This is a genomic window from Demequina pelophila, assembly GCF_000971175.1.
GTDB lineage: Bacteria > Actinomycetota > Actinomycetes > Actinomycetales > Demequinaceae > Demequina > Demequina pelophila.
On the sequence record NZ_BBLY01000004.1, the window covers coordinates 277026 to 300059 of the forward strand.

Here is a 23034-nt window from a genome sequence, read left to right on the forward strand (position 1 = left end):
GGAGGCAGCGATGAGGGTCTCCCACGCGCCCGTCTACCGACGCCGACGCCGCCTCGCCGGCCTCGGCGTCGCCGTGCTCGGCGGCCTCCTGGGCTTCGCGGGCGCGAGCCTGTGGGCCGGCGCCGACGGCGCGTCGGCGGAGTCGACCGCCGCGGCCGAGGCCTCGTCCACGCGCGAGTCCTCCCCGGACCCGACCCTCGCGGCGCTCGCCACGGAACCCTCCGCGACCCCGGCGGCCGACGCATCGTCCCCCGTCGCGACCCCCTCCCCGGCGGCGTCGACCGAGCCCTCGCCGGAGGCATCGTCCCCCGAGGCGTCCGCGGACGCCGACGGCTTCGACATGGAGGCCTACTCGCTCACCGATCCCGCCTCGCCGTGGGTCGTGGTGAACAAGCGTCGACCCATGGAGCCCGAGGACTACGTGCCCACGGACCTGGTGACCATCCCCGGGATGCCCTCCGGGGCGACCATGCGCGCGGAGGCCGCGGAGGCGCTGGGCCGCATGCACGCGGACGCGGTGGCCGACGGCGCCGCCTTCACCATCTCCACGGCGTACCGCGGCTACGACCACCAGTCGAGCCTGTACTGGGGCTACGTGAACCGCTCGGGGCAGGCGAGCGCGGACACCTACTCCGCGCGGCCGGGCCATTCCGAGCACCAGACGGGCCTCGCGGCGGACATGCACGACGGCGGCGCGTGCGACCTGCTCGCGTGCTTCGGCGACACGGCGGCCGGCCGGTGGGCGGACGCGCACGCGTGGGAGTACGGCTTCGTCATCCGCTACGCGGAGGGCAAGGACGCGATCACCGGCTACGAGTACGAGCCCTGGCACCTGCGGTACGTGGGCCCCGAGCTCGCCGCGGAGATGCACGCGCGCGGGGTCTGGACGCTCGAGGAGTTCTTCGGGCTCGAGGCGGCGCCCGACTACCAGGACTGAGGCCGGGGTGGCGGCGGGCGCCCGACATTAGGATGGACGCCATGTCTCGCATCCTGTCCGCGGTCGCATGGCCGTACGCCAACGGCCCCCGTCACATCGGCCACGTCGCCGGCTTCGGCGTCCCCTCCGACGTCTTCAGCCGCTACATGCGCATGGCGGGCCACGACGTGCTCATGGTCTCGGGCACGGACGAGCACGGCACCCCCATCCTCGTGCAGGCCGAGGGCGAGGGCGTGAGCCCCCAGGAGCTCGCGGACCGCTACAACCGCGTCATCGTCGAGGACCTCACCTCGCTGGGCCTCAGCTACGACCTCTTCACGCGCACCACCACGGGCAACCACCACCAGGTGGCGCAGGCGATGTTCAAGGCCGTCCACGCGAACGGCTACATGATCAAGCAGACGACCCGCGGCGCGATCTCCCCGTCGACCGGCCGCACGCTGCCCGACCGCTACATCGAGGGCACCTGCCCCATCTGCGGCGACGACGGCGCGCGCGGCGACCAGTGCGACAACTGCGGCAACCAGCTCGATGCGCACGACCTCAAGAACCCGGTGAGCCGGATCAACGGCGAGACCCCCAAGTTCGTCGAGACCGAGCACTTCTTCCTCGACCTGCCGGCGCTCGTGCCCGCGCTCACCGACTGGCTGGGCGCGCGTCAGGGCTGGCGCCCCAACGTCCTCAACTTCTCGCGCAACCTGCTGGTCGACGTGCGCCCGCGCGCCATGACGCGCGACATCGACTGGGGCATCCGGGTCCCGCTCGAGGGGTGGGAGGACAACCCGTCCAAGCGCCTCTACGTGTGGTTCGACGCGGTGATCGGCTACCTGAGCGCCTCGATCGAGTGGGCCCGCCGCATCGGCGACCCCGAGCGCTGGCGCGACTGGTGGAACGACCCCGAGGCGCTGTCCTACTACTTCATGGGCAAGGACAACATCACCTTCCACTCGCAGATCTGGCCCGGTGAGCTCCTCGCCGCGAACGGCCGCGGAGACAAGGGCGGGTCGCTGAGCGAGTTCGGTGACCTGCAGCTGCCCACCGAGGTGGTCTCGAGCGAGTTCCTCACCATGGAGTCCGCCAAGTTCTCCTCCTCGCGCGGCCACGTCATCTACGTGCGCGACATGCTCGCGCGCTACCAGCCGGACGCGCTGCGCTACTTCATCGCGGTCGCCGGCCCGGAGACCTCGGACGCGGACTTCACCTGGTCCGAGTTCGTCAAGCGCACCAACAACGAGCTGGTGGCCGGCTGGGGCAACCTGGTCAACCGCACCGCCTCGCTGCTGCACAAGAACGTGGGCTCCATCCCGGAGCTGGGCGAGCTCGAGGACGTCGACCGCGCGGCGCTCGCCGCCTCCGAGCAGTCGTTCGACGCCGTGGGCGAGCTGATCCGCACGCAGCGCCAGCGTGCCGCCGTGTCCGAGGCGATGCGCGTGGTGGGCGACGCGAACAAGTACCTCGCGGACACCGCCCCGTGGAAGCTCAAGAACACCGACCCCGAGCGCATGCGCACCGTCCTGGGCGTCGCCGCCCAGCTCGTGTCCGACGCGAACACGCTGATGTCGCCGTTCCTGCCGCACTCGTCGCAGAAGGTGCACGAGGCGCTGGGGGGCGAGGGGATCCTCGCGCACATGCCGCGCATGGAGGAGGTCTCGGACCTGGACCTCGAGGGCCGCGAGTACCCGATCATCACCGGCGAGTACACCGGCGCCAAGGGCCTGTGGGGACGCCGCGCGCTCGCGGCCGGCACCCCGGTGCCCGCGCCCAGCCCCATCTTCACCAAGCTCGACGACGACGTGGTGGCCCAGGAGCTCGCGCGAATGGCGGACGAGTAGCGGTGCGGCCCGGAGCCTGGCCGGCGGCGCCCGAGGCGCTCGCGGTGCCCGTGGTCGACAACCACACCCACCTCGACTTCCCGGCCGGCGACGGGCCGCTCGACGTCGCGGCCCACCTCGCGGCCGCGGCGGCCGTGGGCGTCGACCGGCTCGTGCAGATCGGCTGCGAGCTCGACTCCGCGGCGTGGACGGCGGAGCAGGTGGACCTGCACCCGCAACTGCTCGGCGGCGTGGCCCTCCACCCGAACGAGGCCCCGCTGCACGCGGCGGGCACCCACGAGTCGGGGGTCGGCTACGACGAGGCGTTCTCCCGGATCGCGGAGCTCGCGCGCCACCCGCGCATCCGGGTGGTGGGGGAGACCGGGCTCGACTACTTCCGCACCGGCGACGAGGGCCGGGAGGCCCAGGTGCGCTCCTTCCGCGATCACATCGCGCTCGCGAAGGAGCTCGACCTGGTGCTCCAGATCCACGACCGCGACGCGCACGCGGACGTGCTCGACGTCCTCGAGCGCGACGGCGCCCCGGCGCGCACCGTGTTCCACTGCTTCTCCGGCGACGCCGGCATGGCGCGGCTGTGCGGCGAGCGCGGCTACTACCTGTCCTTCGCCGGTCCCGTCACCTTCAAGAACGGCCACGCGCTGCGCGCGGCGCTCGCGGTGACGGACCTGGACCGCGTGCTGGTCGAGACCGACGCGCCGTTCCTCACGCCGCACCCGCATCGGGGTGCCCCCAATGCCCCCTACCTCATCCCGCTCACGCTGCGCGTGATCGCGGACGTCCTCGGCGTGTCCGAGGAGCGGGCCTGCGAGGCCGTCTCCGAAACATCGAACGATCTGTATGGCCCCTGGTAGACGGGCGATGTGAGGAGAAGGCCAGGTTGGGCCCCAAGTCCGGGTTGGCCAACACCGTTACCAATATGAGATAAAAGTCTCCAGACAGCGCGGCCGCGAGGCCGCACGACGAGAGGCACCGAGTGAGTTACCGACGCACCACCCCCGCGCCCAACGGGCGCCGCGAGCAGCGCACGCGACGTCAGTCGCGCCACCGCGTGCTGCTGCACACGGGCCTCGGCGTCGCCGTCGCATCGTTCGCCGTCGGCTCGATCGCCGCGGCAGCCGTGCCGACCGCCCCCGCCGCCGAGCCCACCGTCATCGCCGCGGATCTGACCGCGCTGCCCGAGATCGCCGTGGGCGCCGACGAGGGCGTCACCGTCACCTCTGAGACCGAGACCCGCGAGTTGGGCTTCGACAAGATCGAGAAGGAGGACCCGAACCTCGAGAAGGGCACCACCAAGGTGGTGACCGAGGGCGAGCCCGGGTCCGAGCGCATCACCTACGACGTGACCGCGGTGGGCGGCGAGGAGGTGGGCCGCACCGAGTCCATCACGGTTCGCGTCGCCGACCCGATCGACGAGGTCGTCGCGATCGGCACCAAGGAGGAGCCCGTCGTGGTCTCCTCCGGTGGCAGCGGCTCCGGCGGCGGCTCCGTGGGCGCGAGCGCGGCCGCCTCCAACCCCACCGGCAACCGGGCGCTCGGCCAGCAGATGGCCGCCTCGATGTACGGCTGGAGCGGCGAGCAGTGGTACTGCCTCGAGAAGCTGTGGACCAAGGAGTCCGGCTGGAACCACCGCGCCGCCAACCCCACCTCCAGCGCCTACGGCATCCCGCAGTCGCTGCCCGGATCGAAGATGGCCTCCGCCGGCGCCGACTGGGCCACCAACCCCGCCACGCAGATCCGCTGGGGCCTGGGCTACATCAAGGGCCGCTACGGCACCCCGTGCGGCGCCTGGTCGCACTCGGTGGCCAAGAACTGGTACTGACCCCGGTGGCCCGCCTGCTCGGCCCCACCGACATCCGCCTCCTGGCGCAGTCGCTCGACACGGCGCCCCACAAGAAGTGGGGGCAGAACTTCGTGGTCGACGCCGGCACCGTGCGGCGCATCGCCCGCCTGTCCGGCGTGGGCGAGGGCGAGCACGTGGTCGAGGTGGGACCCGGGCTCGGCTCGCTCACCCTCGCGCTGCTCGAGACCGGCGCGAGCGTCACCGCCGTCGAGATCGACCCGGTGCTCGCCGCCGCGCTGCCGCGCACCATCGAGGAGCGCGCGCTCGAGCACGCGGACCGGTTCGCGTGCGTCCATGCCGACGCCCTCACGGTGAACGCCCTGGACAAGGCCCCCACCGCGCTCGTGGCGAACCTGCCCTACAACGTCTCCGTGCCGGTGATCCTGCACTTCCTCGAGACGTTCCCGACCCTGCGCACCGTGCTGGTGATGGTGCAGTCGGAGGTGGCCGACCGGCTCGCCGCCCCGCCCGGCTCCCGCACGTACGGCGTGCCGTCGGCGAAGGCCGCCTGGTACTGCGACGTGCGCCGCGCCGGCGACGTGGGCCGCGCCGTGTTCTGGCCCGTGCCCCGCGTCGACAGCGCGCTGGTGCTCATGGAGCGCTGCGCGGTCCCGGAGACCACCGCCCGCCGCGAGCGGGTGTTCGCCGTCATCGACGCCGCCTTCAGCCAGCGCCGCAAGGCCCTGCGCGGGGCGCTGTCCCGCATCGCGGGCTCGGGCGCGGCCGCGGAGGCCGCCCTGCGTGCGGCCGGCATCGACCCGCTCACCCGCGGCGAGCAGCTGGCCGTCGAGGACTTCGCCCGCATCGCCGTGGCGCTCGACCAGGCCCCGACCGTCGCATCGTCCGGCGGCTGACGTGACCTCGCACGCCAAGGCGCCCGCGAAGGTCAATCTCCAGCTCACCGTGGGCCCCGTCCGCGAGGACGGCTACCACCCGCTCGTGACGGTCTTCCAGGCGCTCGCGCTGTGGGAGCACGTGGTCGCCGCCCCGCGCGCCGACGGCCGGATCACGCTCACCGTGGACGCCGCGCCCGGCGCGCCCGTCGCGATCGACGCCGTGCCCACGGACGAGCGCAACCTCGCGTGGAGGGCGGCCGCGCTGCTCGCCGAGGAGTACGGCATCGCCGACGGCGTCGACCTCGCGATCACCAAGGGCGTCCCGGTCGCCGGGGGGATGGCCGGGGGATCGGCCGATGCGGCGGCCGCCCTGGTCGCGTGCGCCGACGCCTGGGATCTGGGCGCCACGCGGGCGGACCTCGCGCGGCTGGGCGCGCGACTGGGTGCAGACGTGCCGTTCAGCCTCCACGGCCACACCGCGATGGGGCTGGGGCGCGGCGACGAGCTGACCCCCGTGATGACCCGTGGCGAGTTCCACTGGGTGCTCGCGACGCAGGCCGAGGGCCTGTCGACGCCGGCCGTGTTCGCCGAGTACGACCGTCAGGTGGCCGCCGGCGACCTCGAGCCGTCCGACATGCGCGCCCGCGACGCGATCATGAGCGCGCTGCTCGCCGGCGACGCGGAGTCCCTGGGCGCGGCGCTCGCCAACGATCTGGAGGCGCCCGCGCTGGCGCTGGCGCCGCGGCTGGGCGCCGTGCTCGCCGCCGCGGAGGAGGCGGAGGCGCTGGGCGTCATGGTGTCCGGCTCCGGGCCCACCGTGGCCGCGCTCGCGCACAGCCGGCGGCACGCCCTCGCGATCGCGGCGCACCTCGACGCCGCGCGGGTGGCCGATGCGGTGGTCACCGCATCGGCCCCCGCGTCGGGGACGGTGCTCGTCGGGTAGGGCGCCGCCGGTCCGGCAGGGCTAGGAGCGCTCGGCGCGCAGCGCGTCGCGGATCTCCACCAGGAGCTCGACCTCGGTGGGGGAGGCGGGCTCGTCGATCGCGGGCTCGTCCTTCTTGCGGCGCTCGGCGAGCGCGTTGAGCGGCGCGACGATGAGGAAGTAGATCGCGGCCGCGACCGCGAGGAAGTTGAACAGCGCCTGGAGCACCACGCCGAAGCTGAAGTCCGCGCCGTTGAGCGTGAAGTTGCCCACCGCGGCGAGGTTGGGCTGGCCGAAGACCGCGGCGACGAGCGGGGTGATGAGCCCGTCGACGATCGCGGTCACCACCGAGCCGAACGCCGCGCCGATCACGACGGCGACCGCGAGGTCGACCACGTTGCCGCGCATGATGAAGTTCTTGAAGCCCTGGATCACAAGGGTGCCTTTCGTGTCAGCGTGCGCCCTTCGGGCGCCTCTGTCCGAAATCTAACCCGGCCGGTGCGTGGGCGCGGGCGACCCGCCGGAGCCGGGCGCCTGCCGCGCGCCGGTGGCTCAGGACGAGGGCAGGGTGGGCTGCTCCTCGAGGCGCGACAGGCCGTTCCACGCGAGATTGACCAGGTGCGCGGCGACCTCCTGCTTCGAGGGCTCGCGCACCTCCGCCCAGTGCTGGCCGGTGAGTGCCACCATGCCGACGAGCATCTGCGAGTAGTACTGGGCCACGTTCGGGTCGAGGTTGCGCTTGACGAACTGGGCCGCGAGCAGGCCCTCGACCTGCGCGGACACGTCGCCCAGCAGCGAGGAGAAGGTCCCCGACGCCTGGGCCACGGGCGAGTCGCGCGAGAGGATGCGGAAGCCGTCGGGGGAGACCTCGATGTAGCCCAGCAGCGCGAGCGCCGTGCGCTCGACCAGTTGACGCGGGTGGGCGCGCTGCGACAGCGCCCCCGACAGGGCGCCCAGGAGGTTCTCCACCTCGCGGTCGACGATGACCGCGTACATGCCCTCCTTGCCGCCGAAGTGCTCGTAGACCACGGGCTTCGAGACGTCCGCGCGGGACGCGATCTCCTCGACGGAGGTCCCCTCGAAGCCCTTCTCCGCGAACAGGGCGCGGCCCACCGTGAGCAGCTGCTCACGGCGCTCGCGGGCGGACATGCGGGCGCGCGGCGTGCGGCGGGGCTCGAGGGTCACGTGACCCAGTGTGCCGCGAATCCTGGCACACTTGATGCCTCGAGGGGCCGGGCGGCCCCCCTTCCGCCCTGGTGTAACGGCAGCATGCGGGCCTTTGGAGCCCTGCGGTAGAGGTTCGAATCCTCTGGGCGGAGCGGTTTACACTGGGGCGACCGAACCGTGGGGCAGCCGCCCGGAACGAATGGGGACCTGGTGACACGATCGCCCGCAGCCGTCATGATCCTGGCCGCAGGCGCCGGTACCCGCATGAGGTCCGCCACCCCCAAGGTGCTGCACTCCATCGCGGGTCGCACGCTGCTGCACCACGCCGTCGCCGCCGCGCACGCGCTCGAGCCCGGCCGCCTGTGCGTCGTGGTCCGCCACGAGCGCGAGGCCGTCGCCGCGCACGTCGCGCAGATCGCACCCGAGGCGCTCATCGCCGACCAGGACGAGGTCCCCGGCACCGGCTCCGCCGTCCGCTGCGGGCTGTCCGCGCTCGACGCCGCGGCCATCGCCGCCGCGGTCGCGACCGACGGTGCGGGGGAGCACCACCTCGACCGCGCCCTCGAGGGCGCGGTGGTGGTCACCAGCGGCGACGTCCCGCTGGTCGACGGCGAGCTGCTCGCCGCGCTCGTGGGCGCGCACGAGGCCGCCGGCAACGCCGTCACCGTCCTCACCGCGGAGGTGCCGGACGCGACCGGGTACGGCCGCATCGTCCGGGACGACGCCGGCGCGGTGCTGCGGATCGTCGAGCACAAGGACGCCACCGACGCCCAGCGCGCCATCCGCGAGATCAACGCCGGCATCTACGTCTTCGACGCGGCCCGCCTGCGTGACGGGCTCGCGCAGCTCACGCAGGACAACGCGCAGGGCGAGCTCTACCTCACCGACGCGCTCGCCCTCGCCCGCGAGGCGGGCGGCCGCGTGGGGTCGTTCGTCGCCCCGGTCGCGAGCGACGTCGAGGGTGTGAACGACCGCGCGCAGCTGGCGACCGCCGGCGCGGCGCTCAACCGGCGCATCGTCACCGGGTGGATGAGGGCGGGCGTGACGGTCGTCGACCCCGCCACCACGTGGATCGACGCGGACGTCATGCTCGAGCGCGACGCCACCATCCTGCCCGGCACCCAGCTCCACGGCGCGACCGTGGTGCAGGAGGGCGCGACCGTCGGGCCGGACACCACGCTGACGGACGTCACCGTCGGGCCGCGCGCGAGCGTCACCCGCACGCACGGCTCCAGCGCGAGCATCGGCGCCGGCGCGACCGTGGGCCCCTTCACCTTCCTGCGCCCGGGCACGGTGCTGGGCGCCGCCGGCAAGATCGGCGCCTTCTCGGAGACCAAGAACGCGGTGATCGGCGACGGCTCCAAGGTGCCGCACCTGAGCTACGTGGGCGACGCGACCATCGGGGACCACTCGAACGTGGGCGCGGGCACCATCTTCGTCAACTACGACGGCGTCGCGAAGTCGCGCTCGAGCGTGGGCAGCCACGTGCGCATCGGCTCCGACAACACGCTCATCGCGCCCGTGAACATCGGCGACGGCGCGTACACCGGCGCCGGCGCGATCATCCGTCACGACGTGCCCGCGGGCGCGCTCGCGCTCAACTCCGTCTCGCAGCAGACCGTGGAGGGATGGGTCGAGCGCCGCCGCCCGGGCACCCCCTCCGCCGATGCGGCACGCGCCGCCCAGGACGGTCCCGGTTCGGCCGGGGTAACGTCGGGACCTGAGTCATCGTCGGCCACACAGCAGGAGCGCGCCGGCACGGCCGCCCAGGACAAGGGAGAAGCATGAACGCCGTGATCTCGAACCCGAGCGAGCGCCGCCTCGTCCTCGCCGGGGGCCGCGCGCACCCGGACCTCGTGGAGGCCGTGGCGCGTCACCTCGGGATCGACGTGCTCCCCACCACCGCGTACACCTTCGCGAACGGCGAGCTCTACGTGCGCTTCGGCGAGTCCGTCCGCGGCGCCGACGCGTTCGTGCTCCAGTCTCACGCCGCGCCCATCAACGAGGCGATCATGGAGCACCTGCTCATGGTCGACGCGATGAAGCGCGCGTCCGCCAAGCGCATCACCGTGATCGTGCCGTCGTACGGCTACGCCCGCCAGGACAAGAAGCACAAGGGCCGCGAGCCCATCTCCGCGCGCCTCATGGCGGACCTGTTCAAGACCGCCGGTGCGGACCGCGTCATGTCCGTCGACCTGCACACCTCGCAGATCCAGGGCTTCTTCGACGGCCCGGTCGACCACCTGTGGGCCATGCCCATGCTGGCCGACTACGTGAAGTCGCGCCTGGACCCGGGCAACCTCACCATCGTCTCCCCGGACGCCGGCCGCGTGCGCCTGGCCGACCAGTGGTCCGACCACCTGGGCGCGCCGCTCGCGATCATCCACAAGCGCCGCGACCCGTCGATCCCCAACCAGGTCAAGGTCCACGAGCTCGTCGGTGAGGTCAAGGGCCGCACGTGTGTGCTGGTGGACGACATGATCGATACCGGCGGCACCATCGTCCAGGCCGCGGAGGCGCTGTTCGAGAACGGCGCCAAGGACGTCATCGTCGCCTCGACCCACGGGCTGCTGTCCGGCCCGGCCGTCGAGCGCCTGTCCTCGTCCGGCGTCTCCGAGGTCATCGTCACCGACACCCTCCCGATCCCCGAGGAGAAGCAGTTCGACAAGCTCACCGTGCTGTCGATCGCGCCGCTGCTCGCCCGCGCCGTGCGCGAGGTCTTCGACGACGGCTCGGTCACCTCGCTGTTCGACGGGCACGTCTGAGCCGCGCCCGGCGCGCCTGAGCGGCGTCCACCCGTCCCGGAACGAGGCCGCCTGACCCAGGTGGCCTCGTTCCGCGTCTGCGCCGATCAGAGCCGCGCGTAGCGGGCGCGCGCGAAAGAGTAGAGCCCGTAGGCGGCGAACCCCGCGCCCACGACGGCGATGATCGCCGGCCCGCCAGGCAGATCCCGCAGGCTGCGGATGGCGCCGTCGACGCCCTCGGCCCTGTCCGGATCGTGGGTGACGGCCGCGTAGACGAAGAGCACCCCTACAGCTCCCAGCGCCACCCCCTTGGCGCAGTAGCCCACGGTGCCCAGCCATCGGGCCGCGGCACCGATCTCCCCGGCGGAGGGCCGCTCGAGGTCGTCCTCGAACCTGCGCGTCACGCCCTTGACCACGTGGTAGCCACCGCCCGCGAGAATCCCCAGCCCGATCGCGCCGACGAGCAGCTGCCCGGCCGGCAGCCCCATGAGCCGCGCCGCCAGCCCCTGCGCCTGCTGGTCGCCGCTCGACCCGCCCGTGCCCAGAGCCGCCGTCACCGCGGTTCCCGTGAGCGCGAGATAGAGCGCGGCCTTGCCCGCCGCCTTCGCCCGATCCGCGGTGTCGCGCAGGTGGACCGCATCCGCGGCCTGCCAGGCCGCAAGGGCCGCGAGCGCCGCCGCGAAGACCCACAGCAGCACCACGCCGACCGCGGTGCCGCGCATGCTCTCGAGCACGGATCCCTGACTGGCCTCGCCGCCGCCACCGAAGGCGATCCGCACGATCACGTAGCCCAGCATCAGGTGGAGCACGCCCGACACGACGAATCCGCCGCGGGCGCCGGTCTCCCACGCGTCGCCGGAGGACCCCGAGCGAGCCTCCCGGATCGGTGAGGATGCCATGCCGGTGCCAACCGGGTGGGGGCCCCGGTCATTCCGGATGACGGTCGGCGCCCGGACCTGCGACCACGGCCGCCTCTCGCCGCAACCCGGCCCCCGCATCGTCCCCGCGCACGGCCGGCGCTTCAGCGGGTACACTTGACCCGTTCCTCGGCGAGGGAGGCCCTTCGGGCGCTCCGTGATCGACGCGGCAGATGCGTGAAGCCCTGCCTTGCCGTGGCCCCATCTGACGCAAGAGGAGACATCATGTCCGACCAGACCACGCTCGCCGCGACCAAGCGCACCGAGTTCGGCAAGGGCGCGGCCCGCCGCGCCCGCGCCGCCCACCAGATCCCCGCCGTGCTCTACGGCCACGGCACCGACCCGGTGCACATCCTGCTGCCGGGCCACGCGACCCTGCTCGCGACCCGTCACGCGAACGCGCTGATCGCGCTCGACATCGAGGGCACCAAGGAGCTCGCGATCGTCAAGGACATCCAGCGCGACCCGGTGCGCCGCACCATCGACCACGTGGACCTCCTGCTCGTCAAGAAGGGCGAGAAGATCTCGGTCGAGGTGCCCGTGCACGTCACCGGCGAGTCCTACCCCGGCACCATCCACGTCCTCGAGCACGCGATGCTCGCGATCGAGGCCGAGGCGACCCACCTGCCCGAGCAGATCGAGGTCGGCATCGACGGACTCGAGGAGGGCGCCGTCGTGCACGCCTCCGAGCTGAAGCTGCCCAAGGGCGTCACGCTGGTGACCGAGGGCGACACCGCCATCGTCGTCATCTCCGTGCCGCGCGCCTCCGCCGCCGACGAGGCCGCCGACGCGGCGGCCGAGGCGGCCGACGAGGCCCCCGCCGCGGAGTAATCCATCACGATGCTCGCCCGGCTCACCCGACTGGTGGGCCGGGCGTCGTCGTCTCTACCGGAGGACAGCGTGAGCGCACTGGTGATCGGCCTGGGCAACCCGGGCCCCGAGTACGAGGCCACCCGCCACAACGTGGGCCAGATGGTCGTCGACGAGCTGGCCGGGCGCGGCTCCGCGGCGCTGTCCGTCAACAAGAAGACGCGCACCCGCGCCACGACCGTGCGCATCGGGGGAGAGGCCGTCACCCTCGCGGTGCCCATGTCCTACATGAACCTGTCGGGCGGACCCGTGTCCTCGATGGCCAAGTACCTCTCCGTCGCGCCCACCGACGTGATCGTGGTGCACGACGAGCTCGACATCCCGTTCGGCACCGTCAAGCTCAAGCGCGGCGGCGGCTCCGGCGGCCACAACGGGCTCAAGGACATCACCAAGGCGCTCGGCACCCCCGACTACATTCGCGTGCGCGTGGGGATCGGAAGGCCTCCGGGCCGTATGGAGGCGGCCGCGTTCGTGCTCAAGCCGTTCTCCGCGGCCGAGCGCAAGGAGCTGCCCTTCCTGCTGTCGGACGGGGCCGATGCGGTGGAGGCCATCCTCGAGGGCGGCCTCGAGGCGGCGCAGATGAGGTTCCACACCCGCGGGTAGGCACCCGGGGCCGGGCGCGGGGCGGGCGCGCGGCTCGAGCCGCGTGCGAGGACTGGGCCCGCGCCGCGCGGGTCTCAGTCGACGACGATCGCGCCGAGGTGCTCGGCCAGGTCGCGCGCGTGCTCGGCCGCCTGCGCGGCGGAGATGGTGACGCCCTTGAGCGCCGCGACGTCGGTGATCCGGTCGACGCGGGTGGCGGAGATGTCGAATCCGTCGATGCGGCCGCGGGAGGGGATGAGCTCCTCGATGCGGCCACCGGTGACGACCACCTCGCGCAGGCGCGAGTTCGTCAGGTCGAGCAGGCCGATCCGCGAGTCCTTGATCTCGACCCGGCGCACGCGCGCGTCGCGGATGGACAGCACGTCGATGCGGGAGTCCTCGATGGTGAACACGGACATGTCGGCGCGGTCCGCGAGCAGCGCGCCGACCCGCACGCCCTTGTACCCGCCGCCGAAGATGGTGGCGCCGGGCATCTCCAGCTTCGTGACGGAGCAGCCCACGTAGCGGGTCGCTGACATGCGCAGGGAGGTGAAGCGGCACTCGCCGGCGACGGTGTCGCTGAACATGCACTCGGAGAGCTCCGCGCCGTCGACGTCCACGTCGCCGAACTCGAGCCCGTCGAAGTGCAGGTACTCGAGCAGGCCGCCCTCGCCCAGGTCCTCCGGGCCTCCCGGTTCCAGTACGCGACTGTCCATCCGTCCACTCTACGCAGGGACGCGCATCGCCGGGCGGGACCCCGGGCCGTGCGGTCCGGGCCCCGGGTGCTCTCAGCGCCCGGCGCGCCGAGCCCTCGCGGCCCGCCTCCGGGCGGGGCGCTCGTGCCCGACCCGGCCCGCGCATCGTCCCCCGCTGGGACGGCCCGATCCCCGCCCCGTTGGTAGTGTGACGACAGGCGGCGCGGCGGGGTGATCCTCGCGCGAGCGCGCCCTGACGGCGACTGCGGGAGGGAACCCCTGTGACCACTGACTCGACCCCCTGGATCATTCCCCAGACTCCCGGTCGCGCCTACGGCGCGGCGCTGTTCGACCTCGACGGCGTGCTCACGCCGACGGCCGATGTCCACATGGCGGCGTGGCGCAAGATGTTCACCGACTTCTTCGTCGCGAACGGGGTCGAGCCCGCGTACACGGACGCGGACTACTTCGCGTACGTGGACGGCAAGCCGCGCTACGACGGCGTGCGCGCGTGCCTCGCCTCGCGCGGCGTCACGCTGCCCGAGGGCACCCCGGAGGACCCCGCGGGCACGCAGACCATCTGCGGCGTGGGCAACACCAAGAACGATGCGTTCTCCGCGATCCTGCGCGAGGACGGCGTGGAGCCGTACGCCGGCTCCGTCGCGCTCATGGACCACCTCGAGTCGATCGGCTGCGCCATGGCCGTGGTGTCGAGCTCGCGCAACGCGCCCGCCGTCCTCGAGGCCGCGGGCCTGGCGCACCGCTTCGAGGTCGTGGTCTCGGGACAGGTCGCCGCGGACCACGGGATCGCCGGCAAGCCCGCGCCCGACACCTATCTGTATGCGGCGGAGCTGCTCGGCGTGCCGGCCGCGACCGCGGTGGTCGTCGAGGACGCGCTGTCCGGCGTGGCCGCCGGTGCGGCGGGCGGCTTCGGGCTGGTCGTGGGCGTGGACCGCGGCGCGGGCGAGGCGGAGCTGCTCGAGGGCGGCGCGGAGATCGTGGTCAAGGACCTGGCGGAGCTGATCGCGCGATGAAGGCGGCCAAGCGAGCCCTGCGCGACACCACCTCGCCCGACTACGTCGACCGGCTGCGGTTCCCCGCGGATCCCTGGCGCCTCATCGAGACGTCCTTCAACCACGCGGACCTGGGCACCACCGAGACCCTGTTCGCGCTGGGCAACGGCTACCTGGGCCTGCGCGGCAACATCCAGGAGGGCCACGACGCGCACGCGCACGGGACCTTCATCAACGGCTTCCACGAGACGTGGCGCATCCGCCACGCGGAGGAGGCGTACGGCTTCGCGCGCACCGGCCAGACCATCGTCAACGTGCCGGACCCCAAGATCATCCGGCTGTACGTCGACGACGAGCCGCTCATGCTCTCCGTCGCGGACCTGCCCGAGTACTCGCGCACGCTGGACATGCGCTCCGGGGTGCTGACGCGCGACGTGCTGTGGCGCACGCCCGCCGGCAACCGGGTGCGCGTGCGCGCCCGGCGCATGGTGTCGTTCACGCAGCGTCACGTCGCGATCATGCAGTTCGAGGTGACGCTCCTGGACAAGGAGGCCCCGGTCGCCGTCTCCTCCCACCTGCTCAACCGCGAGGCGGGCGCCGACGAGTACCGCTCCAGCGAGACCGGCGACGTCGCGTTCGACCCGCGCAAGGCGGAGGCGCTCGAGGACCGCGTGCTCGAGCCGCGCCTGCACGCCCACCACGACGACCACCTGCTGCTGGGCTACAAGTGCGCGAACTCGGGCATGACGCTCGCCGTCGCGATGCAGCACACCTACGACTACGACGGCGACGTCGAGGTCGACACGATGGTGGACCCCGATTACGCCAAGGAGGTGTTCCGCTACCGCGCGACGCCCGGGCGCACCTTCACCCTCACCAAGGTGGTCACGTACCACACGAGCCGCATGGTGCCCGCGCGCGAGCTGGGCGACCGCTGCCACCGCACCCTCATCCGCGTGAAGTCCGAGGGTGTGCAGAAGCAGTTCGAGGACCAGCGGGCCTGGCTCGACGACTTCTGGGCGCGCTCCGACGTCGAGGTCGCGGGCGACGACCGCGTCCAGCAGGCCGTGCGCTGGAACCTGTTCCAGCTCGCCCAGGCCGCCGCGCGCGGCGACGGGCTGGGGGTGGCCGCCAAGGGCGTGACGGGCTCGGGGTACTCGGGCCACTACTTCTGGGACACCGAGGTCTACGTCATCCCGTTCTTCATCTACACGTCGCCCGGCATCGCGCGCAACGCGCTGCGCTACCGGTACCGGATGCTGCCGTCCGCCGTGCAGCGCGCGGCCGAGCTCGCGCAGCACGGCGCCCTGTTCCCGTGGCGCACCATCAACGGCGAGGAGGCGTCCGCCTACTACGCGGCGGGCACCGCGCAGTATCACATCGACGCGGACATCTCCTTCGCGATCGACAAGTACGTCAAAGCCACCGGCGACGACGAGTTCCTCGCGCGCGAGGGCATCGACATCCTGGTCCAGACGGCGCGCATGTGGGCCGACCTGGGCTTCTGGCGCACGGTCAAGGGCGGCGGCTCGAGCTTCCGCATCCACGGCGTGACCGGGCCGGACGAGTACACCACCGTGGTGAACGACAACCTCTACACGAACGTGATGGCGCGGTTCAATCTGCGCTGTGCGGCGCAGTCCGTGCGCAAGCTCGCGGCGATGTGGCCGGACCAGTACGCGAGCATGGTCGCGCGGCTCGACCTCGACGACGCCGAGGTGGTCGAGTGGGAGTCCGCCGCGGAGTCGATGGCCATCCTGTGGGACGAGGACCTGGGCATTCACCCGCAGGACGCCCTGTTCCACGAGCGCGAGATGTGGGACCTCGAGAACACCCCGCCGGAGCAGCGGCCCCTGCTGCTGCACTTCCACCCGCTGGTGATCTACCGCTTCCAGGTGCTCAAGCAGGCCGACGTGGTGCTCGCCCTGTTCCTCCAGGGCGACCAGTTCTCCGCCGAGGAGAAGAAGTCCGACTTCGACTACTACGACCCCATCACCACCGGCGACTCGACCCTGTCCGGCGTGGTGCAGTCGATCATGGCGTCCGAGGTGGGCTACCACGAGCTCGCGCTGCGCTACTTCTGGGACGGGCTGTTCGTGGACCTCGCGGACCTGCACGACAACACCGCCGACGGCGTCCACGTGGCCTCCGCGGGCGGCGTGTGGTCGGCGCTCGCCCACGGCTTCGGCGGCATGCGCGACTACGGGGGCGTGCTGTCCTTCGACCCGCGCCTGCCCGAGTCGTGGCCGTCCCTGGTGTTCCGCGTCACGCAGCACGGCACCCGCCTGCGCGTCACCGTCACCCAGGATGCGGTCGCGTTCCACGTCGAGGAGGGCCAGGGCCTGCTGGTCCAGGTGCGCGGCAAGCGCGTGAGCGTGCTGCGCGGCGACGAGACCGTGGTGCCGCTCGAGCACCAGGGGCCGCGCATCCCCGGCGCCCCCGACGCCTCCGCCTTCCACGGCACCATGCGCGCGGACGGCACGGTGGTCACCGCCTCGCTGCCCGCGGTGGTGGACCAGTCGGACGACGAGGACGACGACTAGCCAGCCGCCGCGTCACCTGTCCACACGGAATCTGCGCTGCTCCACACGCCGACCGGCGTGTCGTCGGCGTGTCGCGCAGATATCAGCATTTTTGCGGCGGTTTCAGGCCCGCGTGTGTGGAGGAGTGACGCCGGGGTGGTGGAGTGACGCCGGGGTGGTGGAGTGACGCCGGGGTGGAGGGGTGACGCCGGGGTGCGGGGGTGACGCCGGGGTGGGGGCAGGACCTGGTCAGCGGTGCATGATGCGCGCGAGGAACTCCTGCGTCTCCGGACGCTGAGGGTTCTCGAAGATCTGCTCGGGCGTGCCCGACTCGAGGGGGCGGCCGCCGTGCATGAAGACGATGCGGTCGGCCACGGAGCGTGCGAAGGACATCTCGTGCGTCGCCATCAGAATCGTCGAGCCCTGCGCCTTGAGGTCGCGCACCAGGTCGAGCACCTCGCCCACGAGCATGGGGTCGAGCGCGGAGGTGATCTCGTCGAGCAGGAGCAGCTCGGGATCCGTCATGATCGCGCGGACGATCGCGACGCGCTGCTGCTGGCCGCCGGAGAGCCGGTCGGGGTAGTCGCGGATCTTCTCGCCCAGCCCGAACTTCTCGAGCAGCCCGATGCCCCGGTCGCGCGCCACGTCCGCGTCGACGCCGTGCACCCGCCGCGCGGCGAGCGTGACGTTGTCGATCACGCGCATGTGGGGGAACAGGTTGAAGTGCTGGAAGACCACGCCGATGCGCGCGCGCACCTTGTCGACGTCGACGCCGGGGTCCGTGATGTCGTCGCCCGACAGCAGGATGCGGCCGTCGTCGACGCGCTCGATGAGGTTGATGGTGCGCATGAGCGTCGACTTGCCGGAGCCGGACGCGCCGATGACCACGACCACCTCGTGGCCCGCGACCGTGAGGTCCACGCCGCGCAGGACGTGGTTGTCGCCGAACAGCTTGTGGACGTCCCGCAGCTCGAGGACGGGGGAGGCGGCGGACGATGCGCCGGAGGACGCGCTCACACCGTCCCCCCGATCTGCTCGCGCTTGGCCATGCGCGCGGACACGTAGTCGGTGAGGCGGATCATGGGGAAGGAGAGGGCGACGAACATGAGGCCGGCCACCACGTAGGGCGTGAAGTTGTAGGTGGTCTGGCTGACGATCTGCGCGGAGCGCACCGCGTCGACCGCTCCGAGCACGGAGATGAGGCCCACGTCCTTCTGCATCGACACGAAGTCGTTCATGAGCGCGGGCACCACCTTGCGCAGCGCCTGCGGGATCACCACGATGCGCAGCGTCTCGCCGTGGCCCAGGCCCAGGGAGCGGGCCGCGATGCGCTGCGACGGGTGGACGGCCTCCATGCCGGCGCGCAGCACCTCCGCGACGTACGCCGAGTAGCACAGGGTGATGGCGATGGTGCCCAGCACGGCGACGGGGATGCGCACCGTCGTGTCGAGCCCCGGGATGCCGAAGCCCACCAGGTACAGCACGATGAGCACGGGCAGCCCGCGGAACAGGTCCGTGTAGCCGGTGGCGAGCGCGCGCAGCGGGAACCACACGGGTCCGCGCAGGGACCGCATCACCGCGAGCAGCGTCGCCACGATGGCGACCGCGATGGTCGCGAAGAACAGCACCCGCAGGTTGAGCCACAGGCCCTCGAGGATCCGCGGGAACGAGTCCGCCGCGATCTCGAGGTTGAAGAAGGACTGCTGGACCGCGTCCCAGTTGGGGGAGCCCACCACCAGCCAGCCCGCCGCGACGGTGAACAGCACCGTCGAGACGAGCGCGACCAGGACCGAGCGGCGGGAGGCGCGTCGCCGGTGCAGGCGTCGCTCGAGCTCGAGCTCGCTGGGCGTCCAGGCGCCCTCCGCCACTCGGTCGGTCATGATGCGATCAGGCTCTCGGTCGAGGCGCTACGGCGCTCAGCCGAGCACCGGCACGTCGACGGCCTCGGACAGCCACTCGGCCTCCAGGTCCGCCAGGGTGCCGTCCTCGCGCAGGGCGTCCACCGCATCGGTCACGGAGGCGGTGAGCTCGGAGTCCTTGGGGAGCACGAAGCCGAACTCGTCGCCGCCCTCGGTGCCCTCGAACTGGCCCACGATCACGCCGCCGTCGACCTCGACCGCGGCCGAGTAGAAGGCGCCGGGCAGGTCGGTGATGAACGCGTCGATCTGACCGGCGTTGAGCGCGCCCACCACGTCGGCGACGGAGTTGAACACCTGGAGGTCGTCCTCGCCCAGCTGCGCGACGGCGACGTCGTAGGAGGTGGTGCCCACCGCGACGCCGATCATCGCACCGGCGAGGTCCTCGACGGACGCGGCGTCCGCGACGGCCGAGCCCTCGGTCGCGACGACGGCCTGCGTGGTCGTGTAGTACGGGCTCGAGAAGTCGACGGCCTGGCGGCGCTCGTCGGTGATGGAGAACTGCTGGATGTTGAGGTCCCAGTCCTTGGCGCCGGGCGCGATCGCGGCGTCGAACGCGGAGCGGACCCACACGACGTCCTCCTCGGCGAAGCCCATCTCCTCGGCGACCGCGTAGGCCACGGCGGACTCGAAGCCCTCGCCGGAGGTCGGGTCGTCGTCCACGACCCACGGCTGGTACGCCGGCTCGCCGGTCGCGATGGTGAGCTTGCCCTCGGTGAGGGTGGGCAGGGCGCCGTCGGCGGCGGTCGAGTCGTCCGAGTCGGACGAGCAGCCCGCGAGGGCGAGGGCGGCGAGCGCGACGGTGCCGGCGGCGGCGGTGCGCAGGGTCGTACGGGTGATCATCGAGTCTCCATCGTGTCGTCGGGAGAGCGGGGTCGCCGTTGATCGCTCGGGGGACAATCGGCCAGTCTACGCGCCGGCCTCCCGTGCGAGCCTCCAGTCGGCGAAGTCGAAGCCGGGGGAGACCACGCAGCTGACCAGGCACTCCGCGTCGTCGACCAGGCGCGCCGCCTGCCACACGCCCGCCGGCACCAGGGCCTGGGCGGCCTCGCCCGCCCGGTCGGGGCCCAGCACCACGGTCTCCACCGCATCGTCCGGGGTCTCGCCGGAGCCGCCCAGGCTCAGCTCGAGCCGTCCGGGCCCGTGCCACAGCCAGATCTCGTCCGAGCTGACCACGTGCCACGCGGACGCCTCGCCGGGGACCAGCAGGTAGTGGATGCAGGTCGCGGCCGGCCGCGCGCCGCCCGGGGTGTCCACCCCGTGCGCGGCGGTGTAGGTGCGGCGGAACCAGCCGCCCTCGGGGTGGGGCTCCAGCCCCAGGGCCGATGCGGTGGCCGGGACGGCGGTCATGCGGGGGCTCCCGTCTGGTGGGCGAAGGCGTCCGTCGCGTGGCGGACGCGGCCGGAGATCACGGTGGCCGCGCATCGTCCCTCGCCGTGAAGGACCGTGTCCTCCAGCGTCGTGTGGACGTCGCTCACGGGGACGTCGAGGAAGGCGAGGTCCGCGCGGGCGCCCACGGCCAGGTAGCCGGTGCGGTGCGGGCCCATGTGCAGGCCCATCGCGCGGGCGCCGCCGTGGGTGGCGGCCGCGAGCAGGCGCTCCGGCAGGTCGTCCCACCGGTAGCCCTGGGCGCGCGCGATCCGGTGCAGCGCCGCGACGTCCCCCATGAGGTCGAGGCTGGGGGAGCTCGACAGGGAGTCCGTGCCCACGGCGATGGGCGCGCCCTCGTGGAGGTACGCGGCGACGGGCGGCTCGTCGAGCCCGATCACCGCGTTCGAGCGCGGGCACAGCGCCACCGAGGTGCCGCGGGCGCGCAGGATCGCGCGGTCCTTGGCGCCCAGGTAGACGCCGTGGGCGACGTGGCAGTCGGGGCCCAAGACGCCCAGGTGGTCCACATAGTCGGTGGCGGACGTGCCGTAGCCCGCCTGGCGCAACTCCGTGAGGCTGCCGAGTCCCTTGGCGTGCCAGGGCTCCGCGGCGACGTGCTCGAACTCGCGCTCGATCGCGGACTCGCCCAGGTGGATATGGATGCGGCTGCCGCGCTCGCGGACGATGTCCGGGATGTCCAGCAGCGGCAGGATCTCGAGCGAGTACGGCGCGTGCGGGCTCAGGCCCGTGCCGGGCGGGGTGGGCAGCGCCGCGAGGGCGGCCTCGACCTGGTCGCGCCCGCGCGCCCGCCAGTCCTCGTTGGTCCAGTCCATCACCTCCCAGTAGGTGATGCCGTGCAGGCCCGCGTCGTGCAGCGCGCTCATGGCCTCGAGGTCCGTCACCACGTCCGCGACGGCGGTGGTGCCGGCCTCGAGCGCGGCGCGCGCGCCCGCGGCGGCGGCCGCGGCCCAGTCCTGCCCGCGCTCGTAGACGGGGTTGAAGGCGCGCGCCCAGTCCTCGAAGCCCTGGTAGGACCCGGCTCCTACCTGAGCCATGCCGGTGTACTGCAGGTGCGTGTGCGCGTTCACCAGGCCGGGCATGAGCACGCCGGTCCAGTGCGCCTCGTCGAAGTCGAGGCCGCGCTCGCGCAGCGCCGCGACCACCCAGGCGCGCTCGCCCACGTGGAGGATGCGCCCGTCGCGCACCGCGATCGCGCCGTCGAGCGTGGGCGGCGCGGTGACGGGCACCACGAGCGCCGCGGAGTAGACGGTGACCCTCATCGCGCGTCCCGGTAGCGCGGGGAGTGCCAGTCCGGCTGCGTGGCTTGGACGGGGGACGATGCGGCGGGGGCCATGGTCGTCGCGGTGCCCGGGGACGATGCGCCGGCGAGGGGGACGCCCCGGGCGGCCGCGGCCGCGCGGCCCACCCGGGCGACGGCCTCGTCCGGCAGGGCGTGGACGCCCACGCCGGGGCGGGCATCGACGAGGTGGCGGATCGCGGCGAGCTGGGTCGCGAAGCTCAGGTCCATGATCTCGATGGGGTTGCCCTCCGCGGCGGTGACGTTGATGCAGCCGCCGCGGTCGAGCACCAGGGTCATCCAGCCGGGGATGTAGTCGACGGCGGCGGCGCCGTCGAGGGGCGCGAGGACGGCGCCCTCGCGCCCGGCCGCGTCGAGATCGACCTCGCCGGGCACGCCGCCGGCGACCGCGACCACGGCGGCGGCCCGCAGCAGGGGCACCGTGACGGTCTGGGGCACGCCGGTGCAGGACACGACGAGCGCGCCCTCCGCGCCCTCGAGCGAGTCGACTGCCTCGTAACCGTCGTGGAGGGCGAGCAGGGCGCGCACGGGGTCGGCCTCCGCGACGCGCACCTCCGCGCCGAGCGCCGTGAGGTGGGCGGCGACGCCCTGGCCCACCGGGCCGTAGCCGATCACGAGTGCCGGCTGGTCGCGCACGGTGAGACCCGCGGGCTCGAGCAGGTCCGCGATGGCGAGCACGCACGACTGCCCCGTGCCGTACCGGTTGTCGAACCCGGTCTTGGTCGGGGCATCGTTCACCGCGACCACCGGGGTGCGCAGCGCGCCCTCGCGCGCCATGAGGCGCAGGGGGGTGAGGCCGGAGGTGGTCTCCTCGGTGACCCCGATCCAGGCCTCGACGAGCTCGGGCGCGGCCTCGTGGGCGAGGCGGACCAGGTGGCTGCCGTCGTCGACGACGAGGTCGAAGCCGCGGCGCAGCCATCCCAGTGCCGCGGCGCGCTCGGCGTCGCCGGACAGGGCGGGGTCCGCGTCGACGGGCACGCCCTGCGCGCGCAGGGCCTCGGCGACCGCGGGGTCGGTCTCGTCGGGGTGCGCGTACACGGCGACGTCCGCGCCGGCGTCGCGCAGCAGCAGGGCGAGGTTGGCGGTCTTGGGCTCGAGGGTCATGGCGACGCCGATCCTCAGCCCGCGCACCGTGCCCGCCCCCGCGAGCTCGGCCGCGAGCGCGCGCGAGGCCGGCATGTGGGCCAGCGCGAAGTCGAGCCGCTCCTGGGCGTCGGCGCGCTCCGGCAGCGGCGCGCCGCCCAGGGTGAGCGTCGCATCGTCCCCCGCGACCTCGACGCCGAGCACGGCGGCCTCCTCTGCGGGGCCCACCTCGTCGACCAGGCGGGCGCCCATGCCGGTGAAGAGCGCGGCGACGGCGTAGGCGAGGGGCTGGTCCTCGGGGCCTTCCGCGCTGATGCGCACCGGGCGGCCGGCGATGAGCAGGTTGGTGGCGCGGGCGAAGCGGCGCAGGATCCGCTCGGCGGCGGCGTGCGGATCGGTCATTCCTCGGATTCTACGAGCCGCTCTCCCGGACCGGCCCCAGGTCACCCCTCCACACACCCCAACTGGAATT

At 72.9% G+C, this 23034-nt stretch carries 22 protein-coding genes and 1 tRNA gene; 13 read left to right on the forward strand and 10 right to left on the reverse strand.

Translation table 11 applies throughout. The features are described from left to right. The first annotated feature begins 10 nt into the window (after positions 1-10). From AOM03_RS06995 to AOM03_RS07020, 6 genes are all read left to right on the forward strand, one after another. Positions 11-937, forward strand: a complete 927-nt coding sequence (locus AOM03_RS06995; protein WP_062379715.1) for a M15 family metallopeptidase — start codon at positions 11-13, stop codon at positions 935-937. 41 nt (positions 938-978) lie between these two features. Next, positions 979-2769, forward strand: coding sequence for a methionine--tRNA ligase (gene metG / locus AOM03_RS07000; RefSeq protein ID WP_062379717.1), 1791 nt, complete (start codon positions 979-981; stop codon positions 2767-2769). A 2-nt stretch (positions 2770-2771) separates the two neighbouring features. Continuing rightward, positions 2772-3620, forward strand: coding sequence for a TatD family hydrolase (locus AOM03_RS07005; RefSeq protein ID WP_062379718.1), 849 nt, complete (start codon positions 2772-2774; stop codon positions 3618-3620). A gap of 122 nt (positions 3621-3742) precedes the next feature. After that, positions 3743-4588: a G5 domain-containing protein gene (locus AOM03_RS07010; protein WP_062379720.1), complete on the forward strand. Its 846-nt coding sequence runs from the start codon at positions 3743-3745 to the stop codon at positions 4586-4588. Continuing rightward, positions 4546-5463, forward strand: a complete 918-nt coding sequence (gene rsmA / locus AOM03_RS07015; protein ID WP_227589920.1) for a 16S rRNA (adenine(1518)-N(6)/adenine(1519)-N(6))-dimethyltransferase RsmA — start codon at positions 4546-4548, stop codon at positions 5461-5463. The genes AOM03_RS07010 and rsmA overlap by 43 nt, the downstream gene beginning before the upstream one ends. 1 nt (position 5464) lies before the next feature. After that, positions 5465-6388, forward strand: a complete 924-nt coding sequence (locus AOM03_RS07020; protein WP_062379723.1) for a 4-(cytidine 5'-diphospho)-2-C-methyl-D-erythritol kinase — start codon at positions 5465-5467, stop codon at positions 6386-6388. 21 nt (positions 6389-6409) lie between these two features. Here the strand turns inward: AOM03_RS07020 and mscL are convergent, their stop codons facing one another. Together mscL and AOM03_RS07030 are read right to left on the reverse strand one after the other, a co-directional pair. Continuing rightward, positions 6410-6802, reverse strand: coding sequence for a large conductance mechanosensitive channel protein MscL (gene mscL, locus AOM03_RS07025; RefSeq protein ID WP_062379726.1), 393 nt, complete (start codon positions 6800-6802; stop codon positions 6410-6412). A gap of 117 nt (positions 6803-6919) precedes the next feature. Continuing rightward, positions 6920-7516, reverse strand: a complete 597-nt coding sequence (locus AOM03_RS07030) for a TetR/AcrR family transcriptional regulator (RefSeq protein ID WP_062380158.1) — start codon at positions 7514-7516, stop codon at positions 6920-6922. Positions 7517-7614: 98 nt separating this feature from the next. On the opposite strand from AOM03_RS07030, the gene AOM03_RS07035 reads away from it, so the two are divergent. The 3 genes from AOM03_RS07035 to AOM03_RS07045 all read left to right on the forward strand — a co-directional run bounded on the left by AOM03_RS07035 (position 7615) and on the right by AOM03_RS07045 (position 10299). Further along, positions 7615-7686: transfer RNA gene (locus AOM03_RS07035), tRNA-Gln, on the forward strand. A gap of 112 nt (positions 7687-7798) precedes the next feature. Then, the gene (glmU, locus tag AOM03_RS07040) at positions 7799-9322 is read left to right on the forward strand and encodes a bifunctional UDP-N-acetylglucosamine diphosphorylase/glucosamine-1-phosphate N-acetyltransferase GlmU (RefSeq protein WP_439645033.1); all 1524 of its coding nucleotides are present in this window, start codon (positions 7799-7801) and stop codon (positions 9320-9322) included. Beyond that, positions 9319-10299, forward strand: coding sequence for a ribose-phosphate diphosphokinase (locus AOM03_RS07045; protein ID WP_062379731.1), 981 nt, complete (start codon positions 9319-9321; stop codon positions 10297-10299). Before glmU ends, AOM03_RS07045 begins: the two co-directional genes overlap by 4 nt. 86 nt (positions 10300-10385) lie before the next feature. Here the strand turns inward: AOM03_RS07045 and AOM03_RS07050 are convergent, their stop codons facing one another. Next, the gene (locus AOM03_RS07050; RefSeq protein WP_062379733.1) at positions 10386-11177 is read right to left on the reverse strand and encodes a DUF1206 domain-containing protein; all 792 of its coding nucleotides are present in this window, start codon (positions 11175-11177) and stop codon (positions 10386-10388) included. 243 nt (positions 11178-11420) lie between these two features. Between AOM03_RS07050 and AOM03_RS07055 the strand changes: the two genes are divergently transcribed. Further along, entirely contained in the window at positions 11421-12026 is a 606-nt protein-coding gene (locus AOM03_RS07055; protein WP_062379735.1) for a 50S ribosomal protein L25/general stress protein Ctc, read from the forward strand. 69 nt (positions 12027-12095) lie between these two features. Continuing rightward, positions 12096-12668, forward strand: coding sequence for an aminoacyl-tRNA hydrolase (gene pth, locus AOM03_RS07060; protein ID WP_439645034.1), 573 nt, complete (start codon positions 12096-12098; stop codon positions 12666-12668). A 74-nt stretch (positions 12669-12742) separates the two neighbouring features. Here pth and AOM03_RS07065 read toward each other — a convergent pair whose 3' ends face one another. Beyond that, positions 12743-13363, reverse strand: coding sequence for a pentapeptide repeat-containing protein (locus AOM03_RS07065; RefSeq protein ID WP_062379739.1), 621 nt, complete (start codon positions 13361-13363; stop codon positions 12743-12745). Positions 13364-13623: 260 nt separating this feature from the next. Here AOM03_RS07065 and AOM03_RS07070 point away from each other — a divergent pair, with 260 nt between their 5' ends. Then, positions 13624-14376 carry an HAD-IA family hydrolase gene (locus tag AOM03_RS07070; protein WP_227589921.1) on the forward strand — a complete coding sequence of 251 codons (753 nt, stop codon included), beginning with the start codon at positions 13624-13626 and terminating at the stop codon, positions 14374-14376. Then, entirely contained in the window at positions 14373-16898 is a 2526-nt protein-coding gene (locus tag AOM03_RS07075; protein WP_062379742.1) for a glycoside hydrolase family 65 protein, read from the forward strand. The genes AOM03_RS07070 and AOM03_RS07075 overlap by 4 nt, the downstream gene beginning before the upstream one ends. Positions 16899-17126: 228 nt before the next feature. On the opposite strand, the gene AOM03_RS07080 is transcribed toward AOM03_RS07075, so the two are convergent. The 6 genes from AOM03_RS07080 to AOM03_RS07105 all read right to left on the reverse strand — a co-directional run bounded on the left by AOM03_RS07080 (position 17127) and on the right by AOM03_RS07105 (position 22964). Next, complete coding sequence (locus AOM03_RS07080; protein ID WP_062379744.1) at positions 17127-17894, reverse strand: amino acid ABC transporter ATP-binding protein; 768 nt, start codon at positions 17892-17894, stop codon at positions 17127-17129. Next, a complete protein-coding gene (locus AOM03_RS07085; RefSeq protein WP_062379746.1) occupies positions 17891-18757 on the reverse strand; it encodes an amino acid ABC transporter permease in 867 nt (288 codons plus the stop codon). Before AOM03_RS07085 ends, AOM03_RS07080 begins: the two co-directional genes overlap by 4 nt. A 36-nt stretch (positions 18758-18793) precedes the next feature. After that, positions 18794-19636, reverse strand: coding sequence for an ABC transporter substrate-binding protein (locus tag AOM03_RS07090; RefSeq protein ID WP_062379748.1), 843 nt, complete (start codon positions 19634-19636; stop codon positions 18794-18796). Between the two features lie 66 nt (positions 19637-19702). Further along, on the reverse strand, positions 19703-20143 hold the full coding sequence (locus tag AOM03_RS07095) for a cupin domain-containing protein (RefSeq protein WP_062379751.1): 441 nt from the start codon (positions 20141-20143) through the stop codon (positions 19703-19705). Continuing rightward, a complete protein-coding gene (locus AOM03_RS07100; protein ID WP_062379753.1) occupies positions 20140-21441 on the reverse strand; it encodes an amidohydrolase family protein in 1302 nt (433 codons plus the stop codon). Before AOM03_RS07100 ends, AOM03_RS07095 begins: the two co-directional genes overlap by 4 nt. After that, the gene (locus AOM03_RS07105) at positions 21438-22964 is read right to left on the reverse strand and encodes an adenosylhomocysteinase (RefSeq protein WP_062379755.1); all 1527 of its coding nucleotides are present in this window, start codon (positions 22962-22964) and stop codon (positions 21438-21440) included. Before AOM03_RS07105 ends, AOM03_RS07100 begins: the two co-directional genes overlap by 4 nt. Positions 22965-23034 lie beyond the last annotated feature (70 nt).